Genomic DNA, 21,850 nt, shown 5'->3' on the forward strand with positions numbered 1-21,850 from the left:
GCGAGCGTGCGGCTCGAATTGAGCCAACCTCGGGCACACGTCGGGCATCGAGCCGGATCCGGGAGAGCGGTCCGTCTAGTCCGAGGCCAGCCCCTTGTCAATGCAATGCCCCCAAGGGGTCCGTTTTGTCCGCCCTGGCCAGCCACGTGGCGTTCGGCCGGGGCACGCGCGATCAAGGCTTTTTGCCAGGGTTTTCCGCGCCGCGGAGCTTCCCCGCGAGCTCCGCTGTCGCCCGATCCAGCCCCTCGTACGGCCACGGCGCGCGGAGCACGACGACATCCCCGTCGCGCTTCAGCGTGGTCGCGCGCAGCGCCTCTTTCTCGCCCGCGACATCCGGCAGGAGCAAGAGCACGAGCCCGAGATCCGCGAGCAGCGCACGCGCGCCTTCTTCAAGCTTTGGCGCATCCGCGGCTTTCGTTGGTTCGAGACGAACGACGAGCTCCGGCGAACCGCTGAGCGCGAGTGTGCCCGTGGCTCGCTCGACCGTTCCGAGGACGGCCGCGCGCGGCGAGAGCTTGTTCGCCCCCGACAAGACCTCGAATGCCTGCCGCGCGATCGCGAACGTGACCGCGCCCTTCTCGGGCAAACCGAGCTTCTGTCCTACTTCCGTCGCGGGGAGCGCGGCTTCCACGATCGATCGATCCGTGCCGACGAGGATCGTCCCGTCGTCCGCCTGTCCGATCACGATCGAAGGTCCCACGAAAAGCTCGCCTTCTCGGCGAAACCCGACCCACCCCTCCTCGCGCGCGACCTCGGCGAGTCCTTGGACGAACCGCCCGCGCTCGATACGACCGCCGACGAGCGCGACCCAGCTCTTGCCGTCCATCGATGCGACGACGACCTCGCGCACGTCCGCGGGCAAACGCACGCCCGTCTGCTCGTGGATGCGCGTGGCGCGCGAAGGACGCGACGGCGCGGAGACCTCGGGCCCGCTGCCTTCGTCGAGCGCGAGGTTCAAGAGATGCTCGCGCACGGGGCCGAAGAGCACGAGGTCCGCGGCTTCGAGCCGGATCGCGATGTTCGTCCCGCCAGGCACGTGCGCGCGCGCCGTGGGGCGGTACCGCAAGACGAAGTTCCAGACCAGGAGGCCCGCGATCGCCGCGACCACGAAGATCGCGGCCACCGCCACGAGCACGAAGCGCGGCCCACGCGGCTTCGGGCGCGGCGTCTCGGCGCGCGGCTCGGGCGGAGGTTCGGGGAGAGGCTCGGGCGGAGGTTCGGGCGGAGCGATCGCGGGGTCTTCCGGCGCAGGGACGGGCGCGGCCCCGAGCGCATCGGGATCACGCTGGGTCGGGGGGACGGGCTCGATCGGATCTACGAGCGTGTCGGCCATCGCCCCCGAGCGTAAGCGTTCAAGGTTCGCCTTGCATCCTCTCTGGCGCCGCGAGCTTGCCTTCGAGCAGGGCGCGCAGGACGTCCGAAGAGAGGTCCCAGCGCACACGCACGGCGCGATCGACACGCTCGATCCGCATCTCTTCGAAGAGCGCGGCGTAGCGGCTGCCCTGCCCACCCTCGCGCAGCGCGCGGAGCAGGTTCTCGGCTTTGCCCGCGGCTTGCCCCGTACCGGCCGTGATCTCGGCGTCGACACGCAAGGCGTCACCGACCATCACTGCGCTCGCGCGGGCGCGCTCGAGGCCGCCGAGGATCGACGCAATGGAAGGGAAGCGCCGTTCAAGTGAAGGCGGCAGGCGGCGGGCGCGCAGGTCCGCGCTGACGAGGCCCTCGGCTGCGGGATCCCGGCGGCGCTCGTCTGGGCCCTTTCGGAGCACGCGCTCGACGCTGTCCACCTCGACCGGCGTGACGAACAGAATCATGCGACCCGCGAACGTGTGAATGCGTGCGGTCGTGGCGCGGCCGAGGGGCCCCGTGCGCTCCCAGCTCTGGACGCCGTCCGCGATCGGAGGATCCACGAGGCGGAACAGCTTGGGATCGGGCCGCACGTCTTCCACATCGCCCTCGATGACGAGGACACGATCCCCGGCCTCGGCGTCGGCGGCGCGCAGGCCGATCCACACGACCTTGGCGCGCGCGATCGCCTGTGAAACGAGCGCCTCCTCGCCGCCGCTCTCCTCCTCGACGCGCGCGGAGAGCACGTCTGCCAAGGGGCCGAGCTGCGCGCGCATGCGGCCGAGATCCACGCGCAGCACGAGATCTAGATCGGCAGGGAAGAGCTCGGCCGGATCGAGGACGTCACGCTTGCCGCGCGCCGGTGCCTTCGGGGCCGGCACCTCGCCGCCGCACGCCGCCGTACCGAAGGCGAGCGCGCCGAGGCCGAGCACGAACGCGCGGCGGAAGACCTCAGCCGGCGCGCTCGCGCGCTTCGACGACAAGCGCCATCTCCTCGACGAGCTCGGCGACGTCCCTGTGGCTCGAGTCGACGACGGTCGCGTCGTCGGCCTGCCGGAGTGGCGCCACGGGGCGCTCCGTGTCGGCTTTGTCGCGGCGCTCGACGTCCGCGAACGTGTCCTCGTAGGTGGCGGACTTGCCCTGCGCGACGAGCTCTTCGTAACGCCTGCGCGCGCGGACCTCGGGGGAGGCGGTCAGGAAAAACTTCACCTCCGCGTCCGGGAAGACGACCGTGCCGATGTCGCGACCTTCGAGCACCACGCCGCCCTCGGCGCCTTGGCCGCGCTGCATGTCGAGCAGCGCGGCGCGGACCGCGGGGACGGCCGAGACGCGGCTCGCGCCGAGGCTCACCTCGGGCGAGCGGATCGCCGTCGAGACGTCGTCGCCGTCGAGCAGGACCCGCATACCGCTGCCCCCGCCCGTCGCGCCCTCGGCGCGCTCGATCACCATGCGCTTGCGGGCCACGAGATCCTCGGCGAGCGCGCCGAGCGCCTCTCGATCATCCCAGCGGATCGGCGCGCGCACGGCTGCGAGCGCGACCGTGCGGTACAGCGCGCCCGTGTCGAGGAGCAGGTAGCCGAGCCGCTCCGCGAGCCTGCGCGCGACCGTGCTTTTGCCCGCGCCGGCCGGTCCGTCGATCGCGACGCGCACGGCCTTCCGACCTCCGCTGCTCATGGAGTCCCTCCGCTCGACTCCACCTCGATCCGCGCCCCGAGCGCGCGCATCGTGCCGACGAACCGCGGGAAGCTCGTCGCGATGTTGTCGGCGTCGCGCACGCGCGTGGGCCCATCCGCGAGGAGGCCGAGCACACACGAGGCCATCGCGATGCGGTGATCGCCGCCGCTCTCGATGTCCGCGGCCTTGAGCTTGCCTTCCGGCTTGCCCTCGACGGCGAGCCCGTCCGGCCGCTCCTCACACGTCACGCCGAACGCGCGCAGCACGCGCGCCATCATCGCGATGCGATCGCTCTCCTTCACGCGAAGCTCGGCCGCGTCCTCGATGAGCGTCGTGCCGTGCGCGCGCGCCGCCAGCGCGCACAGGATCGGCACCTCGTCGATCGTGCGCGCCACGAGCTCCCCGCCGAGCCGCCCTTGCCGCAGATCGGCTGCGCCGGCGTGCAGGTCGCCGATCGGCTCGCCCATCTCCTCGCCCTTCGGTTCGAGGACGAGCGAGCCACCCATGTCGCGCAGGACCTCGAAGAGCCCGGTGCGCGTCGGGTTCAGGCCCACGCGACGCACGGTCACGCGGCTCTGAGGAATGAGCTGCGCGGCCACGACGAGGAACGACGCGGACGAGGGATCCCCAGGCACCGTGATCGAGAATGGCGGGAGTTTGCCCGAGAACGAGGGGCCGTCGAGCTGGATGATCGCGCCCACCGAGGAGAGCGGGACGCCGAGCGCGAGCAAGAGCCGCTCGGTGTGATCGCGTGACACGAGCGGCTCGCGCACGTACGTGGGTCCGTCGGCGTAGAGGCCCGAGAGCAGGATCGCGCTCTTCACCTGCGCGCTCGCGACGGGCATCTCGTACTCGAGGGGCCCGAGCACGTTGGGCTCCGGCAGCGGACCGATCTGGAGGGGCGCCGTGATCTCTCCGACGCGCTTCGGATCGAGCTTGCCCTCGATGCGGGCGCCGCGCAGGCGCAGGGGCCGCGCGACGCGCTCCATCGGCCTTCGCGTGAGCGACTCGTCGCCGACGAGCACGGTGGCGAAGCGCTGCGCGGCGAGCACGCCGGCGAGCAGGCGCATCGTCGTGCCCGAGTTGCCGCAGTCGATGGGCGCGCTCGGCGCGCGCAGGCCGTAGAGGCCCTTGCCTTCGACGAGCAACATCTCGTTCTGCTCTTCGGTGGTGATGCCCATCGCGCGGAGCGCGGCGAGCGTGGACATGTTGTCTGCGCCGAGCGCGCCGCCTTCGATGCGGCTCTGTCCTTCGGCGAGACCGGAGAGCAGGATGGCCCGGTGCGCGATGCTCTTGTCGCCCGGGACCGGGACGCTGCCCGTCAGAGGGCGTTCTGAGGGAAAGACGACGAGGTCGGTCACGGGCAGGCTCTAGCAGACGGAAGCGGAGGGCCGAGGGGATTTTTGTCGCGCCGGGCCGTCGGAACGCACGTTGCCACCCGTGAGGGGGCTGCCCAGGGCGGCCGGATCCGTGCGCGGCCGGGCAGGGGAGGCGAATGCCCCGTCCCCGTCCGGGGCATTCGCATCATTGTGCGCAGATGACAAACCAATGCAAGGGCGTCCGCATTCCGTGCGGTTTCGGCCCGAACGGCGCGGGCCGCAGAGGAGGCTGAGATCGCCCGCCGTCGATTGTGTTTCCGCCCTCGCGCGCTATCGTAAAACGCGGGGATCATGGGGGGTATGAAAAGCGCGGAAGATGCGATCGACGTCGACGTCGACGTCGATCTCGATCTTGGCGAGGCCTCGCTGCCGCGCCCGGGCGACGTGGTCGCGGGGAAATACCGTGTCCAGCGGGTCCTCGGCGTCGGGGGGATGGGGGTCGTGGTGGAGGCGGAGCACGCGAGCCTCCGGCAGCGCGTCGCGCTCAAGTTCCTGCACCCCAAGGTCGCGGCGAGCGACGTCTCCGTGACGCGGCTCCTGCGCGAGGCGCGGGCCGCGAGCGCGATCAAGAGCGAGCACGTGGCGCGCGTGCTCGACATGGGCACCCTGCCGTGGGGCTCGCCGTTCGTCGTGATGGAATACCTCACCGGAATCGATCTCCGGGGCATGCTCGGCCGCCGCGGCCCGCTGCCCGTCGAGGACGCCGTCGATTACATCCTCCAGGCCTGCGAGGCGCTCGCCGAGGCGCATTCCATGGGAATCGTCCACCGCGACATCAAGCCCTCGAACCTCTTTCTCACGAGCCGCGCCGACGGCTCGCCGCTCATCAAGGTCCTCGATTTCGGCATCGCCAAGCTCCTCCGCCCGGGCGGCGCCGCGCAGCCGGAGGACGTCGTGACGCTCACGGGTCATGGATTCGTGGTGGGTTCGCCCCGGTACACCTCGCCCGAGCGGCTGCGCGACCCGACCGACGTCGATCCGCGCACCGACATCTGGTCCCTCGGCATCGTCCTGCACGAGCTGTTGACGGGCCACAGCCCCTTCGAGGCGAAGACCATTTCTTCCCTGTATTTTCGCATCGCCGCGGACCCGCCCGCGCGGGTGCGAGACGTTCGCCCCGACGTACCGGAGGGGCTCGAAAAGGCGATCCTCCAGTGCCTGCAAAAAGACCCGGACAAACGCACGCCCGACGTGGCCGAGCTCGCCGCGTCGCTCCGGCCGTTTGCGCCCGAGCGCAGCGAGACCAGCGTGCGCCGGGTGATCCGGGTGATCGGCATTCCTCCGGAGAAACTCCCGACGTACGCCGGCGCCGGGAGCCGCGACGCGGATGGGCTGCGCGGTCTCCTCTCGACGGCCCTCCGGCCCGCGGCGCTCCGACGATCCATGCGCCTCCGCGCGGGGCTCGGTTTGCTTGGCGTGACGCTGCTCGTGGTGGGGGCGCTCGTCATGTCCTCGGGAAAAACGCCGGACGCGCGCGCTCCCTCGCCGGGGCCATCACGCGCGGCCCCCGAGCAGCCCAAGGAGCCTTCGGTGGCCGTGGCGCCGGACGGCCTGAGCGACCCGCCCGCCCAAGGCGCCGAGGAGCCTGCGGCCCCCGCGTCGAGCCCGGCGGCGAAGGTGCCCAAGGGTGGAACGACTTCGTCTTATCGAACCTCTGGAGCGCCCACAGGGCGCCGCAAAGGAGGGCGCTTCCTTGATCCGCTGGATAGCCGAAAATAAAAGATATGTTCGTCGTGCCAATCGATTTCTACTTCCAGGGCTTGCTGCGCTCGTCTTGGCCGGTGAAGGCACCGCCCGCGCGGACGGTGACGCCGCGGCGGAGGCGGAGGTCCTCTTCCGCGAGGGCAAGCAGCTCATGGGGGAGAAGCGGTATGCCGAGGCTTGTCCGAAGCTCGCGGAGAGCCATCGGCTCGATCCGGGCGGCGGGACGATCCTGAACGTCGCCCTCTGCCACGAGGCGGAAGGCAAGACGGCCACGGCCTACCGCGAGCTCGGTGAAGCCCTCGCGTGGGCGCGCACGGACGCGAGGCCCGATCGCGCGGAGATCGCCCACGAGCGGCTCGACGCGCTCGAACGCAAGCTCGCGCGGCTCGTGGTGGTGCTCGGGCCAGGCGCGCGCGCCGCGGGGATGGTGATCGAGCGCGACGGTGCGTCGATCCCGGAGGCGTCGCTCGGTGAGCCCGCGCCGGTCGATCCCGGCGAGCACGTGGTCGTCGCGACGGCCGAAGGGAAGGCGCCGTTTCGGGCGACGGTACGGGTCGCGCCGGGCGCCCGCGTGACCGTGGTGGTGCCCGCGCTCGCGCCGTCGCGCGGGGCCTCGGGGGGGCCCTCGGGCGCGCGCATCGCGGCGCATGTGACCGCGGGGATCTCGCTCGGCGCCCTCGGTGTGGGGACGTTTTTCGGGATCCGCGCGCTCGTGAAGGAGAACGAGGCGCGCGCGCGGTGCGAGGGCGCGGTTTGCCCCGACGTGGCGTCGCTCGACGTGGCGGACGACGGCCGGACGGCCGCGCGGATCGCCGACGTCGCGCTGGGCGTGGGAGCGGTCGGCCTCTTGACGTCCGCGACGCTCTACTGGGTTTCGCGCTCGAAGAGCCCGGCGGATCCACGCGCATCTCTTGCGATCGTGCCGTCCGCGGGAGCGGGCGCGGCATTGCTCCTGGGAGGAACATTTTGAGCACCAAACGAACGACGGTTCCTCCGTTGATCCGGATCGGCGCGTGGCCCCTCCTGCTCGCGGGACCGCTCGGCTGCGAGATCGTGGCGGGGATCGAGCCACGCACGCTCGCGCCGTCGGGCGGCCCTGCGGGCGCGTGCGAGGCGAGCACGGGCGCGGGCTTCCCCGATTCGGCCACGCGGTTCTGCTCCGATGGATCCGACGCGATCTCGTGTGACGATCCGAGCCTCGCGGCGGGGCAGGACGGCCATGTCGTCGGCCTCTTGCCGAGCTACGAGGAGGCTTCGTTCGGAGCGTCCGCGGACGACGGTGTGCGTGACGAGATCCTCGACCTCGTGTGGGAGAGCGACGCGGCCTCGGCGCCCGTCTCGTGGGAGGAAGCGCGCGCGCGCTGCGAGAAGTCCGGCGGCGGCGCGCGGCTCCCTTCCCGTGTGGAGCTCGTTTCGCTCGTGGACTACGGGCGCGACGGGCCCGCGATCAACCCCTCGATGATCTCCGTACCCACGTGGTCCACGGATCTCTACTGGACCTCGACGACGGCGATGGACGGCGTGTGGGCCATCGGGTTCGTCCACGGATCGATGACGTCGGTCGATCGCACGCTCGCGGCGCGCGTTCGTTGCGTCGTGGGTCCTCCGCGCGTGTCGTGCCTCGAAGCGGGCGCGGTCGGTGAGACGCTGATCGACAGGCGCACAGGCTTTGTCTGGCAACGCCTGAGCACGCCGGAGGTGAGCACGTGGCAAGGCGCGCTCGCTTTCTGTGCGTCGCTCTCGATCGGGGGCGCCAACGGCTTTCGGCTACCGAGCATCAAGGAGCTCGTGAGCCTCGGCCACGGCGAAGAGGACGAGCCCATGTCCGCGGCGACGTCGTTCCCCGACGGCGAGGGCCGCTTCTGGTCGTCCACGCCCGTCGCTGCTGTGCCGGCCGAAGCCTGGGTCCTCGACGGCCTCACGGGCCGCATCGAGCACCAGCCGACGGCGGTGAAGGCGCGCGTGCGTTGCGTTCGATGATACGTGCGGCTCAGGCCCAGGCCGAGCCTGCCTCGGGATCGGGCGTGATGCCTTCGAGCGCGCGCCGCGCCTCCTCGGCGTCCCGTGCGATCTGCGCCTTCAGCGCTTCGAGCCCCGAGAAACGTTGCTCCGGACGAAGGTGCCGAACGAGGTGCACGCGCAGCCGCGCGCCGTACAGATCTTCGTCCCGATCGAAGACGTGGACTTCGAGGCGCGGGCGCGCCGCCGTGGGATCCACCGTGGGCCGCACGCCGAGGTTCGCCACGCCGCGCCCGAGCATCGTCGCGCCGCGCTCGCCCGCGCCTTCCGGGGACAAACGATCGATCAGCACGGCGTACACGCCGAGCGGTGGCAGCGCCTCCGGCGCATCGAGGATGTTCGCGGTGGGAAAGCCGATCGTCCGCCCGCGTTGGTCCCCGGCGACCACGGTCCCCGAGAGCGCATGCCATCGCCCGAGGATGCGCTGTGCTTCGTCGAGATCGCCCCGCGCGATCGCCTCCCTCGCGCGCGTGCTCGACCACGGCCCGTGCGTGTCGCCGACGAGCGCGTGCGATCGCGTCTCGAAGCCGAGCACCTTGCCGAGCCGCTCGAGCTCGGCGAAGTCGCCGGCCCGCTGCGCGCCGAAGCGGAAGTTCTGCCCCACCATCACCACGCGCGCGCCGAGATCGCCGAGCACGCGCTCGGCGAAGTCGCGCGGGCTCTGCGCTGCGAACGCGCGATCGAAGGGCGCCACGGAGACCCGGAGCCCCGGCACGGCGCGCTCGCACAGCGCGATCTTGCGCGCGAGCGGCGTGAGCAGCGGCGGCGCCTTGCGGCCGAGGACCTCGGCCGGGTGTGGATCGAACGTCAGCACCACCGGATCGAGCCCGCGTTCGTGGGCGATCCGAGCGGCTTCATCCAGGACGGCGCGGTGGCCCCTGTGCAGACCGTCGAAGTTGCCGATCACGACGAGGGTGCCGGTACGCCCGCTCGTCTCGCCGCGCTGGGAGCCGCTCTGCCGATCCACGATCGCGCTACCTAGTCAAACCCGGGGCGCCGCGCAAAGCCGAGGTCGTGCCATGACGCAATGACCACAAGATCCTTGACGGAAGTAGGGGTGACTGGTAGAGCCGCGCCGCCGTTGACCCTTCGGCGTTCGGGGTTGTCGTGGTCGCTCGGACTGGCCGAGCGTCGACCGAACCCTCGGCAGGCAGGGAGGCTGGCCGATGTTCAAGAGAGTGAGCATCTTCTCGGGGAACGCAAACCCCACGCTCACGCAGGAGATTTGCCAGTGCCTCGAGTTCCCGCTCGGGAAGTGCCGCGTCTCGCGGTTCTCCGACGGGGAGACGTTCTGCGTGATTCAGGAGAACGTCCGTGGCGTGGACACGTACGTCGTGCAACCGACGTGCTCGCCGGTGAACGACAGCGTGATGGAGCTGCTCATCATGGTGGACGCGCTCCGGCGCGCCTCCGCGGGCTCCATCACCGCCGTGATCCCGTACTACGGCTACGCCCGGCAGGACCGCAAGGCCGCGCCGCGCACGCCGATCACGGCGAAGCTCGTGGCCGATCTCCTCGTCGCCGCGGGCGTGCACCGCATCGTCGCGCTCGATCTGCACGCGGGCCAGATCCAGGGGTTCTTCAATATCCCCTTCGATCACCTCCACGCGATGCCGGCGTTCCTCGATCAGCACCTTCGCGAGCACTACAGCCGCGACTGCGTGATCGTCTCGCCGGACGCGGGCGGCGTCGAGCGCGCGCGTGCCTACGCGAAGCGCCTCGACGGCACCCTCGCCATCATCGACAAGCGCCGCGAGCGCGCGAACGAGAGCGAGGTGATGAACATCATCGGCGAGGTCGAAGGCAAGCGTTGCCTCATCCTCGACGACATCATCGACACGGCGGGCACGCTGGTGAACGCGGCGAACGCCCTCATGAAGGCGGGCGCGAAGAGCGTCGCGGCCTGCGCCACGCACGCCGTGCTCTCGGGCCCGGCGCTGTCGCGCATCATGGAGTCGCCGCTCGCCGAGGTCATCGTCTCCAACTCGATCCCGCTCTCCGAGGAAGCCAAGGCGTGCGGGAAGTTCAAGGTCGTCAGCGTGGCGCGCCTGCTCGCGGAGGCCATCCGCCGGATCCATCACTCGGACTCGGTGAGCTCCCTCTTCGTCTAGTCGCATCCTCGCCTCGCGTTCGTCGTTTCGTGTCCCTCAGCGCCTGGACAATCGTGCAGTTTCCTCTCAGGCTTGCGGCTTCGCCTCGGAGGATCGTCGGAATCGGCGCACAACCCGATCGATCTCTGCTATAGCGCCGCGTCTCGGATCGGAACCGGAGAGTCGTCCCATGATGGAAATCATCAAGCTCAGCGCCACCCGTCGTCAGGAAAGCGGAAAAGGCCCGTCGAACAGGCTCCGCCGCACGGGGAACATCCCTGCCATCTGCTACGGCAAGGGCCTCGAAGCGTTCCCGGTCGCCGTCTCTCCGAAGGCCCTCCTCGAGGTGCTGAAGTCGGCGCACGGGAAGAACTCGGTCATCGAGCTGGCCGTCGAGGGCAGCGACAAGCTCACCGTCATGGTGCGCGACTACGGCTACCACCCGATCTCGCGCGAGCTCGTTCACGCGGACTTCCTGCAGGTCAAGCTCGACCAGCCGGTCGACGTCGAGATCCCCGTTCGTTGCGTCGGCAAGTCGAAGGGCGTCGCGGGCGGCGGCATCCTCCAGCAGATCTTCCGCAACCTGCCCATCCGCTGCCTGCCCGAGAAGATCCCGGCGCTCGTCGAGATCGACATCAGCGAGCTCGACCTCGGCGACACGGTGAAGGCGGGCGCGGTTCCGCTCCCCGAGGGCGTCAAGACGCGCCTGCCCGAGGACCAGACGGTCGTCGTCGTGGCCATTCCCGAGAAGGGTGAGGAAGGCGCGGCTGCGGCTCCGGGCGCTCCGGGCGCTCCGGCGGCTGCGGCTCCTGCGGCCGGCGCGAAGGGCGCGGCGCCCGCGGCCAAGGGCGCGGCTCCCGCGGCCAAGGGCGCGGCTCCTGCGGCCAAGGGCGCGGCTCCCGCCAAGGACGCCAAGAAGAAGTAGTTTTAGCTCAAACGGTCCGAGCGATCCGCCCCGCGGCGCGCACCTCCGAGCGAGGTCGTCCCGCGGGGCACGCTCGTCTTCGGGCCTCGACTTCCTCGTCATGCTGCTCGTCGTCGGCCTGGGCAACCCGGGCGAGAAATACGCGTCGCATCGGCACAACGTCGGCTTCATGGCCGTCGAAGCGCTCGCGGCGCGCGCTCGCGCCGATGCCTTCCGCGAGAAGTTCTCGGGCATGTGGTCGCGCGCGACGCTCGGGGACGAGCCGGGCGTGCTCCTCCAGCCGATGACGTACATGAACGAGTCGGGCCGCAGCGTGCAGCCCGCCCTCGCGTTCTTCAAGATCGCCCCGAAGGAGCTCGTGGTGATCCACGACGAGCTCGACCTTCCGTTCGGGGACGTCCGGCTCAAGTTCGGCGGTGGACACGCCGGCCACAACGGGCTGCGGTCCATCATGTCCCACGTCGGCACGGGCGACTTCGCGCGCGTCCGCGTGGGCGTCGGGCGGCCGCCGGCGGGGTTTCGCGGGGAGGTGGCGGACTACGTGTTGTCGCCGTTCGACGCGGTCGAACGCTCGCGCCTGCCCGACATCTTGAAGCTCGTGACGGATTCTGTGCTAGAAGTCGCGGCCCGCGGCTTCGACGCCGCGATGAACGTTCGAAACAGCCGGCCGAAAGCCGGCAAGAAGCAAGCGAAGGAGCGGAGCGAGGCGCGCATGTCGCCCGAGCCCGCGAACGCGAAAGCGGCGGAAGACAAGCCGTCGGTTTCGCCTGGTGAAAAGCGCGAGGGAGAGTAACCCGGACGTTTTCCGCACCTTCGTGAGGCACGTTCGCTGGTTTGTCCGTGAGGAACACCGGCGGACGCGCCGTCCTCGCTCCGGGGCACGACGTCTCCGGGGCCATCGTCCAAGAGGAGAAGCATGAGTCGACTCGTGACGGCGCCGAACCGCGCCAGAGAATACGAAACGATCTACATCCTGCGACCCGACATCGACGCGGACGCCGCCGAGCGTGTTGGCTCGCGCCTGTCCGACGTGATCGGCCGCGAGCAAGGCCGGCTGACCAAGGTCGAAAACTGGGGCCGCCGCCGGCTCGCGTACGACATCCGCAAGCATCGCCGCGGTGTGTACATCTACCTCAAGTACCTCGGCACGGGCCGCGTGGTGTCCGAGATCGAGCGCAACCTGCGCCTGATGGACACCGTGATCAAGTACCAGACCGTCCTCGTCCGCAACGACGTGGAGGTCGCGGCGATCGCGATCGCCGAGGAGGACGTGAAGTTCGAGCGCGTCGAGCTGCCGCCGATCGAGGAGGAGCGCGACGAGTCGAGGGAGCGTCAGCTTGGTCTGATCGAGCCGGAGCGTCGTCAGGAGCGCACCAGCGAGGCGCCGGCCTCGGGCGAGTTCGACGACCTCGAGGGCGAGGCGGACATGACCGGCACCGAGGAAGAGGGAGGCTGAGCCATGAATCAACGAGGAATGGATTCGGGCAGCCGCAACATGGACATGGACGACCGCGATTTCGGGCGGACGCCGGATCTGAACGCCGACGCCCCCGGACGCCGCCGCACCGGTCGCAAGCGCGTCTGCCGTTACTGCGCCGACAAGGCGCTCTTCATCGACTACAAGGACCCGCAGGCGCTCAAGTACTTCATCTCGGAGCGCGGCAAGGTCGTCCCGCGCCGCATCAGCGGCAACTGCGCGCGGCATCAGCGCAAGGTCACGCTCGCCATCAAGCGGGCGCGCAACATCGCGCTCTTGCCGTTCACCGTGACGGCGTAACGAGGAGGACGTCATGGCCAACTACATTCACGTGGTCCTGACCGAGGACCTCCCCAACGTCGGCAAGAGCGGCGAGCTCGTGCGTGTTCGCCCGGGCTACGCTCGCAACTTCCTCGTCCCCCGCGGCCTCGCGGTCGGCGCGACGGCGGAGAACGTCGCTCGCATCGAGCACGAGAAGAAGGTCGCGGAGACGCGCGCGGTCAAGAGCAAGAAGGCGGCCGAGGAGCTCGCCCAGAAGCTCGCGAACGTGAAGATCACGATCACGAAGCCCGTCGGCGAGGGTGATCGGCTCTACGGTTCGGTGACCTCGCGCGACATCGAAGAGGCGCTCGCGGCGCAGGGATTCACTGTGGATCGTCGTCGCATCGAGCTCGACACGATCAAGGCGCTCGGCACCTACCAGGTTCCGGTTCGCCTCGCGACGTCCGTGACCGCGACGATCGACGTCACGGTCGCGGCGAAGTCCTGATCCCACGAGGAGCAGGCGTCGGCCCGGATCGAACGGCGAAGAGCCGATCGGTCCGGGCCTTCGTTCATTTCACGCCCAACGATCGCTCCGTGAGCGAGCTCCGCGCGACCTCGTTGCCGCGCTGGATCGCGCGCTCGATCGCCTCGCGATCCCGCAGCGCCGCGCGCCCCTCGCGCGCGAGCACCGAGAGCAGCCCCGCGCCGAACGCGTCTCCCGCGCCGATCGTGCTCTCCACGGCGAGAGCCGGGCCGCCCGCGTGCACCTCGCCGAAGGGCCCGAGCGCGCGTGTCTTCGCCGCGCCGAACGTCGCGATCACGATCGCCTCGGCGTGAAGCAAGGGCATGAGATCCCGTGGATCCGACGCGCCGAGCAGGCGCAAATCGTCCTCGCTCACCTTGAGCACATCGACCCCACCGAGGAGGCTCCGCGGATCCGCGCGCTCGAGCGCGTCGCCTGCCCACAGCCGAGGCCGGAGGTTCGCGTCCAGCGTGACGAGCGATCCCTCGCGCGCTGCGTGACGCGCCGCCTGCTCGAGCGCGAGCAAGCATGCGCGCGAGGGCAAGAGCCCGGAGAAATGGACGACGTTCGCGCCGAAGGAGCGCGGCAAGGCGTCTCGCAGCGCGAGCGCTTCTTCCTGCACGGCGCGATACGCTACGGCGCGCGTCGGCGCGTGGGTCAGGAACACGAGCCCCGTGCGGCTCGACTTGGTGGCGCGCATGCGTGACACGTCGACCCCGCGCCGCGACAGGTGTGCCACGAGCGCGTGCCCGACCGCATCGTCTCCCACCGGCGCGACGATCCCCGCGCGCAGGCCGAGCTGTGCCAGCGTGAGCGCCACGTTCACCGCGCCGCCGCCCGGCGTGAGAGAGAGCTGCGTTGCGTCGTCGAGCGACGTGCCTTCGGGCGTGGAGAGGTCCCATAGTGCCTCACCCACACACACCACGTCGGCGGATGTCGCCGTTTCCTCGTGATCGTCTTGCCGATCCGGGTACCGCGCGCGGGGGTTTCCTGGTAGATCGCTCGACGATCCTGACGCCTCGGAGGGCCCGCCCTTCGGGGCGTCTCCCATTTGGGGCCTCACCATGTGGAGATCTTCGGGATTGCTTGGGGCCATCTGGTGAAGAAGTGCCATGCAGACCGCGCAGCAGCGTCGTGGACGTTCGAACCAACCGATGGAACCGGCCCCTGTCGCGGGCCGCGTCCCTCCGCATGACCTCGACGCCGAGGCCGCGGTGCTCTCGGCGGTGCTCCTCGAGCGGGATGCGCTCGATCGAGTCCTCGAGATCCTGAAGCCGGAACATTTCTACAGCGACGCGAACAAGCGCATCTTCGAGGCGGCGACGGCGCTCGCGCTCTCCGGCACGCCGATCGACATCGTCTCCATAGCCTCCTGGCTCCGGGATCGCGAGTGGCTCGCGCAGATCGGCGGCGCCAGTTATCTCGCGCAGCTCGCCGATGCGACGCCCGCTGTCGCGCACGTCGCCACGCACGCCAAGGTCGTCTATGAAAAATGGCGGCTGCGGCAGCTCATCGCCACCTGCCAGCGCGTCGCGGCCGAGGGGTACGGCGACGTCGGCACGGTGCAGGAGTTCATCGACGGCGCCGAGCAATCGATCTACGCGCTCGCGCGAACCGCGCAGTCGACGAGCGTGCAGCCGATCGCGCAGGTCCTTAAGGCCGCGTTCGAGCAGATCACGGCCGCGGCCGAGCGCGGCGATCGCATCACGGGCATCTCCACGGGGTACGAGCGGCTCGATTCGAAGACCGCCGGCCTCCACGACGGCGATCTCATGATCGTCGCGGCGCGCCCCGGCATGGGCAAGACGTCGTTCGTCCTCAACATCGCCGTGAACGTCGCCTCGCCGCGCACGGTGGCCGCCGGTCCCGGCGAGGCGGACCATGGCTACGAGCGGCAGGAGCCGGGCTACGGCGTCTGCGTGTTCTCGCTCGAAATGCCCCGCGAGCAGCTCGCGAGTCGTATGGTCTGCACCGAGGGCCGCGTCGATCTCGGCAAGCTGCGCCAGGGCTTCTTGCAGCCGGACGACTGGCGAAGGCTCACCGAGAGCGCCTCGTATCTGTCGACGCTCCCGATCTGGGTCGACGACACGTCCGCGCTCACGCTCCTCGAGGTCCGCGCGAAGGTCCGCCGCATCCAGGCCGAGTACAACCGCACGGCCGGGCCGGGGCAGCCCGAGCGGCGCGTGGGGCTCGTCATCATCGACTACCTCCAGCTCATGAAGGGCCGCGACGGCGTGAGCAGCCGCGAGCAGGAGATCAGCGAGATCTCCCGAGGCTTGAAGCAGCTCGCCAAGGAGCTCCGTGTCCCCGTGATCGCGCTCTCGCAGCTCAACCGCTCCGTCGAGACCCGCACGAACAAGGACAACGGCAAGCGTCCTCAGCTCAGCGATCTGCGCGAGTCCGGCGCCATCGAGCAGGACGCGGACACGATCATGTTCATCTACCGCGACGAGTACTACAACGCGGAGACCACGAACGCGAAGGGCATCGCCGAGATCATCATCGCGAAGCAACGAAACGGCCCCACGGGTAAGGTGCTCGTGCGCTTCGCGTCGTCGTACACGCGCTTCGACAACCTCGCGCCTGGCGACTACCCCGAGATGGTCGACGACGAGTGACGTCCCAAGATCCGGCGCGTTCGCGCGTCGGAGGCTCATCATGCCGCCCGGCAACAACAGCAAACGCCTCGCCCTCGGAACCCTCCTCCTCGGTCTCGCGACCGGCCTCACCGCCTGTGTCGAGCCGATCCAGAGCGGAGGCGTCGTCATGTACGGCGGCGAAGGCGCGCGCGTCGCCGCGATGTGCCGCTTCCGCCGCGGCGCCGAAGGCAAGGCCGGGTTCTGCGCGCCCGAGCCGGAAGCGCCCGCCGCGGTCACCCTCGCGCGCATCGAAGGGGACAAAAAGCCCTTCGCCGGCGCGCTCGTCGAGGCCAAGGCGGGCGACGTCCTCCTCGACAACAGCGCGATCGCGGCGGTGATCAGCGCCTCGGACGGCGCGCTCGTGGACGCTGCCGATTCCGAGATCCGCGAGGATGCGCTCGGGCGCGTGCGGACGTGCCTCGGCGCGCCGCTCGGCTGCTTGACCGGCGTGACGATGAGCCTCGCGCAAGGACGTGACGGATCGGCGCAGGTGCTCGCGCGTGGCCACGCCGAGGGGGATCCGCGCGTGACGATCGCCACGCGGTACATGCTTGTCCCGGGCGCGCGCGTGATCCTCGTCTCGACCCTGATCGCCTCGAAGGCCGACGAGCCGCTCGTGATCCCGAGCCTTGGAGACGCCGTTCACTGGGGCTCGGCCGAGCCGCTGCCCGCGATCGGCCACGAGCCGCCGCCTGCCGCCGCTGCCACGGCCGAAGCCCCGTTCGCGGCGGCGCTCGGGACCTCCGTGGCATACGCGATCGCGCCCGCCGACGATCGACCCACGCTCGAGATCGAAGGCGCCGCGGGGGCGACGAGCCTCCGCTTCGGCCGGAACGTCACGCTGCCGCCCGGCGGCTCGGCGCGTTACGAGCGGCTCTTCGTGGTGGCCCCGCGCGGCGACACGCTCGGCGTCGTCACCGAGCTCGCCCTCGTCCGCGAGGCGCGCGTGCCGGGCGCGATCGAACTGCGCTTCGTGGACGAGGCTGGCAAGCCGCTCCCTCCGCCCGCAGATGCGCGCGTCGAGCTCCTGTCCCCACGGGATACGCTCGTCCCCTTCCTTCGGATCGGATCTTCCGTTGCGGAAGCCGGCGTCGCTGCCGAGGCGCCTCCGGGCGCGTACGAGCTCGACCTTCGCGGAAAGGGGCTGCGCGCGCTCGCCCGCGTCCCGATCGAGGTGACGTCGGGCGAGGTGACGCAGGCGACGATCACCGTGGGCGCAGAAGCTGCGCCCGTGCCCGCCAAGGGCGTACCCGAGGGCGGTACGCCCGCGCCCTGACCGCCGCGGCGCCTGGGCCCCACCAAAGGAACTGGTGCCCGCGCGCGCCTCCGCCGTGGGTTCGTCCGCACGGACGTGCTACGAAAAAAAAGCGCGTTCCATGGTGGATCGGCTCGGCAGAGAACGGCTCCTCGAACTCACGCTCGCGGGCACGCCCGACAGGGCCCTCGCGTCGCTCGTCGCCGCTTCGCCCGAGGACGCGGCTGACCTCGCTGCGCTGCGTGAAGACCTCGCGCGCCTCGGGCACGCCGCGCCGCCCGTCGAGCCGCCGAAGCGCCTGCGCGAGCGCCTCCTCGCGACGCGCCCGCGGCCGCGTGGTCCGAGGCGGCCCGTGCTCGTGGTGCTCGACATGATCAACGACTACCTCACGCCGGGCCGCCCGCTCGAGGTCCCGCGCGCGCGGGACGTGGTCCCGGCGGTGAAGGAGCGCATCACGTGGGCGCACGAGAAAAACGTCCCCGTGATCTACGTGTGCGACACGCACGAGCCCGACGACGAGGACTTCCGCGACTGGCCGCGCCACGCCGTCGCCGGCACGGAGGGCGCCGAAGTGTGGCCTGCGATCGCGCCTTCGCCTGGCGATCACCTCGTGCACAAGCGGACGTACAGCGCCTTCACGGGCAGCGCCTTCGGGCCGCTGCTCGACGACCTCCACGCCGATCAGATCATCCTCACGGGATGCGCCACCGAGATCGGCATGTTCGCCACCGCGAAGGACGCGCTCGAGCGAGGGTTCGTCGTGACGATCCCGCCCGACTGCCAGGCGGGCATGAGCCCCGTGGCCGAGCACGTCGCGCTCGTGACCCTCGCCGCCCTCGTGCCTTTCGAGCCGCGTTACCTCCGCGCCGCGCCTTGAAGAACGCGCGCGCCGCGTGCGAAGCGGCTCGCCTTGCTCCATGATCGCCGCGCCCGTGATCCGCACCGAGCTCCTGCCCTTCGACCCGCCCGCTGTTGCACGCGCGGCCGCGCTCCTCCGTGGCAAGCGCGTCGTCGCCTTCCCGACCGAGACCGTCTACGGGCTCGGCGCGCGCGCCGACGAACCGACCGCCGTGCGTCGCATCTTCGAAGCGAAGGGTCGTCCCGCGACGAACCCGCTCATCGTGCACGTCGCCGGCGTCGCCGAGGCGCGCGCGCTCGCGCTCGACTTTCCGCATGCTGCCGAGCGCCTCGCCGAGCTCTTCTGGCCTGGCCCGCTCACGCTCGTCGTCACACGGCGCCCCGGCGCCGTCGCCGATGAGGTCGCGGCCGGCGGACCGACCGTCGCGATTCGCGTGCCTGCCGCGCCCGTCGCGCGCGCGCTCCTCGAGGCGTGCCGTTTGCCCATCGCGGCGCCGAGCGCCAACCGCACGACCTCGCTCTCGCCCACGACGGCCGAGCACGTCCTGAAATCGCTCGGCGGGCGTATCCCGCTCGTGCTCGACGGCGGCCCTTGCCGGCACGGCATCGAGTCCACGATCGTCGACGTCTCTCGCAGTCCCGCTGTTCTTTTACGCCCGGGCGCCGTCTCGCTCGACGAACTACGCCGCCACGTCGACGTCGTCGATCCCGGCGTAATCACCGTCTCGCTCGACGAACGCGCGCCTTCGCCGGGCACCTCCGCGCGGCACTACGCGCCTCGCGCTACGCTCGTCGTCGTCCCTGCCGACGAGGCGCGCGCCGAGCTCGCGAGGCGCCGCGCTGCGGGCCTCGTCACCGGCGCTGCCCTGGTTACGCCTGGCGCCGCCGTGGATCCTCCCGTCGAGATCTTGCCTGCGGACCCCGAGGGGTACGCGGCTGCGCTTTATGCGGCGCTCCATCGCCTCGACGACGCGGGCTGCGACAGCGTCGTGGTCGAAGCGCCCCCGGCGGGCTCTGCGTGGGCTGCCGTCCACGATCGCCTGCGCCGCGCCTCTTCTGCTTGAGCGCGGGAATTGCTGACGCCCCCTCGCGGGTTGTGGCAAAACGGGAGAGCCAGCACTTGGGATGACGAAGCTCGTGGTTCGCTCGGATCAAAAGACGAAGCGCCCTGCGCGTACGACGCGTGGTTCGCTCGGGTCCACGCTTCCTTCGATCGGCATCGCCGCGCTCGTGCTCGCGGCCGCGACGTCGACCCACGCGGGGCCGCTCCTCGATCAGCCGCCCAAGCTCTACACCTTCAAGCTCGACGACCCGTCCGCGCCGCGCCTCGGCCTCTTGCGCTCGTACCTCAACGCCGAGGTCGAGAGCCCCGGCCCGCTGCGCCGCTACATCTGGGGACCCTTCGGCCAGTGGCGGAACGAGCCGTGGTTGCAGCTCGCGTGGCGCCACGCGCAAGCGGAGGGCGACGCCGCGGACGAACCCCACGCGTCGCACGACGACCTTCACGCGTTCGGATCGAGCCGCGTTCGCCTGCTCGACGACGCGTCCGCGGCCTTCGCGGCGCTTCCGGTGTTCCGCGTGGCCTCCGAGGGCTCGGAGATCCTGCGCATCGAGCCCGATGTCCTGCCGTCCTGGTCGTGGAACGGCCTCGATCCCGCGCGCGCACCTGCGCTGCTCGCGTCGACGGGACCGAGCTTCGCGTCGAACGGCTTCGACTCGCTCTGGGCGCCGCCGCCGAAGCCCGTCCGCGATTGGCGATGCCGTCGTCGCCCCGTGACCTTTGTCCGCGGCTCCGGCGAGCGTGACGTCTTCCCGCTCGTGCGTTGTGATGGATCCGTCGCGCCTGAGGCGCTCGATCGCCTCTCGCTCATGATGCGCCCGGCTGACGTCGCGCGCCCCGCCGATCTCCTCCCCGACGAGCCCGATCCCGAGGCCGCGCGCAAAGGCGAGTGGATCTCCGACGTGCGCCTCGTGCACCCGCGCCTGCTCTGGGCGCTGCAGCGCATCGCCGACTCGTTCCCGTGGCGGCCGATCTACATCTACAGCGGCTATCGCCCCGGCGCGAAGGTCGCGGGCACGAGCCACCAGAGCATGCACGCGGCCGCGCGCGCCGCGGACATCCAGGTCCACGGCATCCCGAACGCCACGATCTTCGAGCTCTGCCGCAAGCTCGACGACGTGGGTTGTGGCTTCTATCCGAACAGCAAGTTCGTCCATGTCGACGTGCGCAGGCCCGGCACGGGACACGCGCTCTGGATCGACGCGTCCGGCCCCTCCGAGCCCCCGCAGTACGTCGATTCGTGGCCGGGCGTCCTCGAGAAGGGCGGCATGGCCTGGGCGCCCGCGCAGGCCACGCCTGGTGTCGTGGAGTGGTCTTCTCGCCTGCCGTCCGGAGCGAGCATGCCTGCGCCCCCGCGGTACGGCGGGCCGCCGTAGCGCGCCTCGCGCGCCCACGCGCGAGCCACCACGCGAAGAATTCGTTACGATCCTCTTCGTGCGCGCTTTGCTTCGTTGGCTCTTGCTCGGCGGCGTGCCCCTCGGCGTCGCCCTCGCGCCGCTCGCGTGTGACGATAGCGGCTACCCTCAGATCATCGTTCGTCCGGGGGATCCCGGCGACGGCGGTCCCTCCTTCGACGCCGCCTGGCCCGACGCCTTCCCCGACGGCGACGCCGGGGATCCCGACGCGCCGGACGCCCCTTCCACGCCCGTTTGGATCGGCCTCACGCCGAACCCCGTCGGGGATGGAGCGCCGAAGCCTGGCGACGTCATCGCGGCCCGCCTCGGCGCGCTCGCGCTCGGCGCGCGGGCCACGATGCTCAGGCGCACGCCGACGGCGCTCGCCACGGACGAAGGCACGCAGGCGCTCGCCGAGGAGGCAACCTTCTTCCACAGCCGCGGCGTCGTCCTCGGCTTCTCGCTCGTGATCATCGATCGCGCCGTCGCGTTCCTCCCGCCCGACCTCGCGGAGAAACCGTGGAACGCGCCCGAGGTCCTTGCCTTCACGTATGCCTCGATCGACGCGGCGTTCGCGGCGCTCGGCGGCGCAGCGCGTTTCGTCGTGCTCGGCCGCGACGTCGACGTCCGCCTCGCCGCGCACCCGGACGAGCGCGCGGCCTTCGAACTCTTCGCGAGCGACGTCCTCGACTACGTCCGCGCGCATCCGCTCGCCGCGCCGGACGTCCGCGCGGGCGTGGGCTTCTCGTTCGAGGGCGTGGCGGCTCCGGATCCCTCGTTCTTGCCCCTCCTCGATACGAGCGACGTCGCGGTCGCTTCGTATCTGCCCGGGCTCGGCGCCGTCGAGGCGGGACGTGCGAGCGACATCTCCGCGCATGCCGACACGATCCTCGCGCGTGCTGCGGACAAGGAGATCGTGCTCGAATCCGTCGGGGCTCCGAGCTCGTCCTTCGTCGGGGGATCGGACGACAAGCAGGCGCTTTTCCTCGAGACGTTTTTTGGTGCGCTCGCGCCGCGACGGGATCGCTTCGTCTTCGTGAATGTCGAGGCGCTGCACGATCTCGGCTCTGTTCGGTGCGGAGAGCGCATGTCCGTCTTGGGCGAGCCTGCGGAAGGACCGTACGCAGCCTATGCATGCTCGCTCGGCCTCTTCACCGAGCAGGGTCAGGAAAAGGCTTCTTGGAAGGCGTTCTTGAACGGCGCGGCCGCGTTCGCGTCACCGTGATCCGTGATGTAAGGTAT

Annotated in this window: 21 protein-coding genes; 15 read left to right on the forward strand and 6 right to left on the reverse strand. The window is 70.6% G+C overall.

Annotated features, from left to right (window positions below; genetic code table 11):
• Positions 1-172 precede the first annotated feature (172 nt).
• The 4 genes from E8A74_RS14095 to aroA are packed head-to-tail and all read right to left on the reverse strand — an operon-like array spanning position 173 to position 4,382.
• Positions 173-1,333: a hypothetical protein gene (locus E8A74_RS14095; RefSeq protein ID WP_136929505.1), complete on the reverse strand. Its 1,161-nt coding sequence runs from the start codon at positions 1,331-1,333 to the stop codon at positions 173-175.
• Positions 1,334-1,352: 19 nt separating this feature from the next.
• A complete protein-coding gene (locus tag E8A74_RS14100; RefSeq protein WP_136929506.1) occupies positions 1,353-2,330 on the reverse strand; it encodes a hypothetical protein in 978 nt (325 codons plus the stop codon).
• Positions 2,299-3,021 (reverse strand): (d)CMP kinase, encoded by a 723-nt coding sequence (gene cmk, locus E8A74_RS14105; RefSeq protein ID WP_136929507.1) that lies wholly within the window; start codon positions 3,019-3,021, stop codon positions 2,299-2,301. The genes E8A74_RS14100 and cmk overlap by 32 nt, the downstream gene beginning before the upstream one ends.
• Positions 3,018-4,382: a 3-phosphoshikimate 1-carboxyvinyltransferase gene (aroA, locus tag E8A74_RS14110; protein ID WP_136929508.1), complete on the reverse strand. Its 1,365-nt coding sequence runs from the start codon at positions 4,380-4,382 to the stop codon at positions 3,018-3,020. The genes cmk and aroA overlap by 4 nt, the downstream gene beginning before the upstream one ends.
• Before the next feature lie 318 nt (positions 4,383-4,700).
• On the opposite strand from aroA, the gene E8A74_RS14115 reads away from it, so the two are divergent.
• Genes E8A74_RS14115 through E8A74_RS14120 form a run of 3 tightly spaced genes read left to right on the forward strand, consistent with a single transcriptional unit; the run spans position 4,701 to position 8,084 of the window.
• The gene (locus E8A74_RS14115; protein WP_170229113.1) at positions 4,701-6,119 is read left to right on the forward strand and encodes a serine/threonine-protein kinase; all 1,419 of its coding nucleotides are present in this window, start codon (positions 4,701-4,703) and stop codon (positions 6,117-6,119) included.
• 55 nt (positions 6,120-6,174) lie between these two features.
• Positions 6,175-7,074 (forward strand): hypothetical protein, encoded by a 900-nt coding sequence (locus E8A74_RS52250; protein ID WP_170229114.1) that lies wholly within the window; start codon positions 6,175-6,177, stop codon positions 7,072-7,074.
• Positions 7,071-8,084 (forward strand): Lcl C-terminal domain-containing protein, encoded by a 1,014-nt coding sequence (locus E8A74_RS14120; protein WP_170229115.1) that lies wholly within the window; start codon positions 7,071-7,073, stop codon positions 8,082-8,084. Before E8A74_RS52250 ends, E8A74_RS14120 begins: the two co-directional genes overlap by 4 nt.
• A 10-nt stretch (positions 8,085-8,094) precedes the next feature.
• Here the strand turns inward: E8A74_RS14120 and E8A74_RS14125 are convergent, their stop codons facing one another.
• A complete protein-coding gene (locus E8A74_RS14125) occupies positions 8,095-9,090 on the reverse strand; it encodes a bifunctional riboflavin kinase/FAD synthetase (protein WP_136929511.1) in 996 nt (331 codons plus the stop codon).
• A 199-nt stretch (positions 9,091-9,289) separates the two neighbouring features.
• Here E8A74_RS14125 and E8A74_RS14130 point away from each other — a divergent pair, with 199 nt between their 5' ends.
• The 6 genes from E8A74_RS14130 (at position 9,290) to rplI (ending at position 13,384) form a co-directional block, all read left to right on the forward strand.
• Complete coding sequence (locus tag E8A74_RS14130; protein ID WP_136929512.1) at positions 9,290-10,234, forward strand: ribose-phosphate pyrophosphokinase; 945 nt, start codon at positions 9,290-9,292, stop codon at positions 10,232-10,234.
• Positions 10,235-10,403: 169 nt separating this feature from the next.
• Positions 10,404-11,138, forward strand: coding sequence for a 50S ribosomal protein L25/general stress protein Ctc (locus E8A74_RS14135; protein WP_232379547.1), 735 nt, complete (start codon positions 10,404-10,406; stop codon positions 11,136-11,138).
• A gap of 100 nt (positions 11,139-11,238) precedes the next feature.
• Entirely contained in the window at positions 11,239-11,931 is a 693-nt protein-coding gene (gene pth / locus E8A74_RS14140; RefSeq protein WP_136929513.1) for an aminoacyl-tRNA hydrolase, read from the forward strand.
• A gap of 123 nt (positions 11,932-12,054) precedes the next feature.
• Positions 12,055-12,594, forward strand: a complete 540-nt coding sequence (gene rpsF / locus E8A74_RS14145; protein WP_136929514.1) for a 30S ribosomal protein S6 — start codon at positions 12,055-12,057, stop codon at positions 12,592-12,594.
• Positions 12,595-12,597: 3 nt separating this feature from the next.
• Entirely contained in the window at positions 12,598-12,915 is a 318-nt protein-coding gene (gene rpsR, locus E8A74_RS14150) for a 30S ribosomal protein S18 (RefSeq protein WP_136929515.1), read from the forward strand.
• A gap of 13 nt (positions 12,916-12,928) precedes the next feature.
• Entirely contained in the window at positions 12,929-13,384 is a 456-nt protein-coding gene (rplI, locus tag E8A74_RS14155) for a 50S ribosomal protein L9 (RefSeq protein WP_136929516.1), read from the forward strand.
• Positions 13,385-13,448: 64 nt separating this feature from the next.
• Here rplI and E8A74_RS14160 read toward each other — a convergent pair whose 3' ends face one another.
• On the reverse strand, positions 13,449-14,468 hold the full coding sequence (locus E8A74_RS14160) for a PfkB family carbohydrate kinase (RefSeq protein ID WP_170229116.1): 1,020 nt from the start codon (positions 14,466-14,468) through the stop codon (positions 13,449-13,451).
• Between the two features lie 88 nt (positions 14,469-14,556).
• Between E8A74_RS14160 and dnaB the strand changes: the two genes are divergently transcribed.
• The 6 genes from dnaB (at position 14,557) to E8A74_RS14190 (ending at position 21,833) form a co-directional block, all read left to right on the forward strand.
• Complete coding sequence (gene dnaB / locus E8A74_RS14165) at positions 14,557-16,020, forward strand: replicative DNA helicase (RefSeq protein ID WP_232379548.1); 1,464 nt, start codon at positions 14,557-14,559, stop codon at positions 16,018-16,020.
• A 40-nt stretch (positions 16,021-16,060) separates the two neighbouring features.
• Positions 16,061-17,317, forward strand: a complete 1,257-nt coding sequence (locus E8A74_RS14170; protein WP_136929519.1) for a hypothetical protein — start codon at positions 16,061-16,063, stop codon at positions 17,315-17,317.
• Positions 17,318-17,417: 100 nt separating this feature from the next.
• Positions 17,418-18,173, forward strand: a complete 756-nt coding sequence (locus E8A74_RS14175) for an isochorismatase family protein (RefSeq protein ID WP_136929520.1) — start codon at positions 17,418-17,420, stop codon at positions 18,171-18,173.
• A gap of 40 nt (positions 18,174-18,213) precedes the next feature.
• Positions 18,214-19,218, forward strand: coding sequence for an L-threonylcarbamoyladenylate synthase (locus E8A74_RS14180; RefSeq protein WP_232379549.1), 1,005 nt, complete (start codon positions 18,214-18,216; stop codon positions 19,216-19,218).
• A gap of 61 nt (positions 19,219-19,279) precedes the next feature.
• Positions 19,280-20,590 carry a YcbK family protein gene (locus tag E8A74_RS14185; protein WP_136929521.1) on the forward strand — a complete coding sequence of 437 codons (1,311 nt, stop codon included), beginning with the start codon at positions 19,280-19,282 and terminating at the stop codon, positions 20,588-20,590.
• Between the two features lie 58 nt (positions 20,591-20,648).
• Positions 20,649-21,833 carry a hypothetical protein gene (locus tag E8A74_RS14190; protein ID WP_136929522.1) on the forward strand — a complete coding sequence of 395 codons (1,185 nt, stop codon included), beginning with the start codon at positions 20,649-20,651 and terminating at the stop codon, positions 21,831-21,833.
• Positions 21,834-21,850: the final 17 nt, after the last annotated feature.

The sequence above is a fragment of the Polyangium fumosum genome, from assembly GCF_005144585.1.
GTDB lineage: Bacteria > Myxococcota_A > Polyangia > Polyangiales > Polyangiaceae > Polyangium > Polyangium fumosum.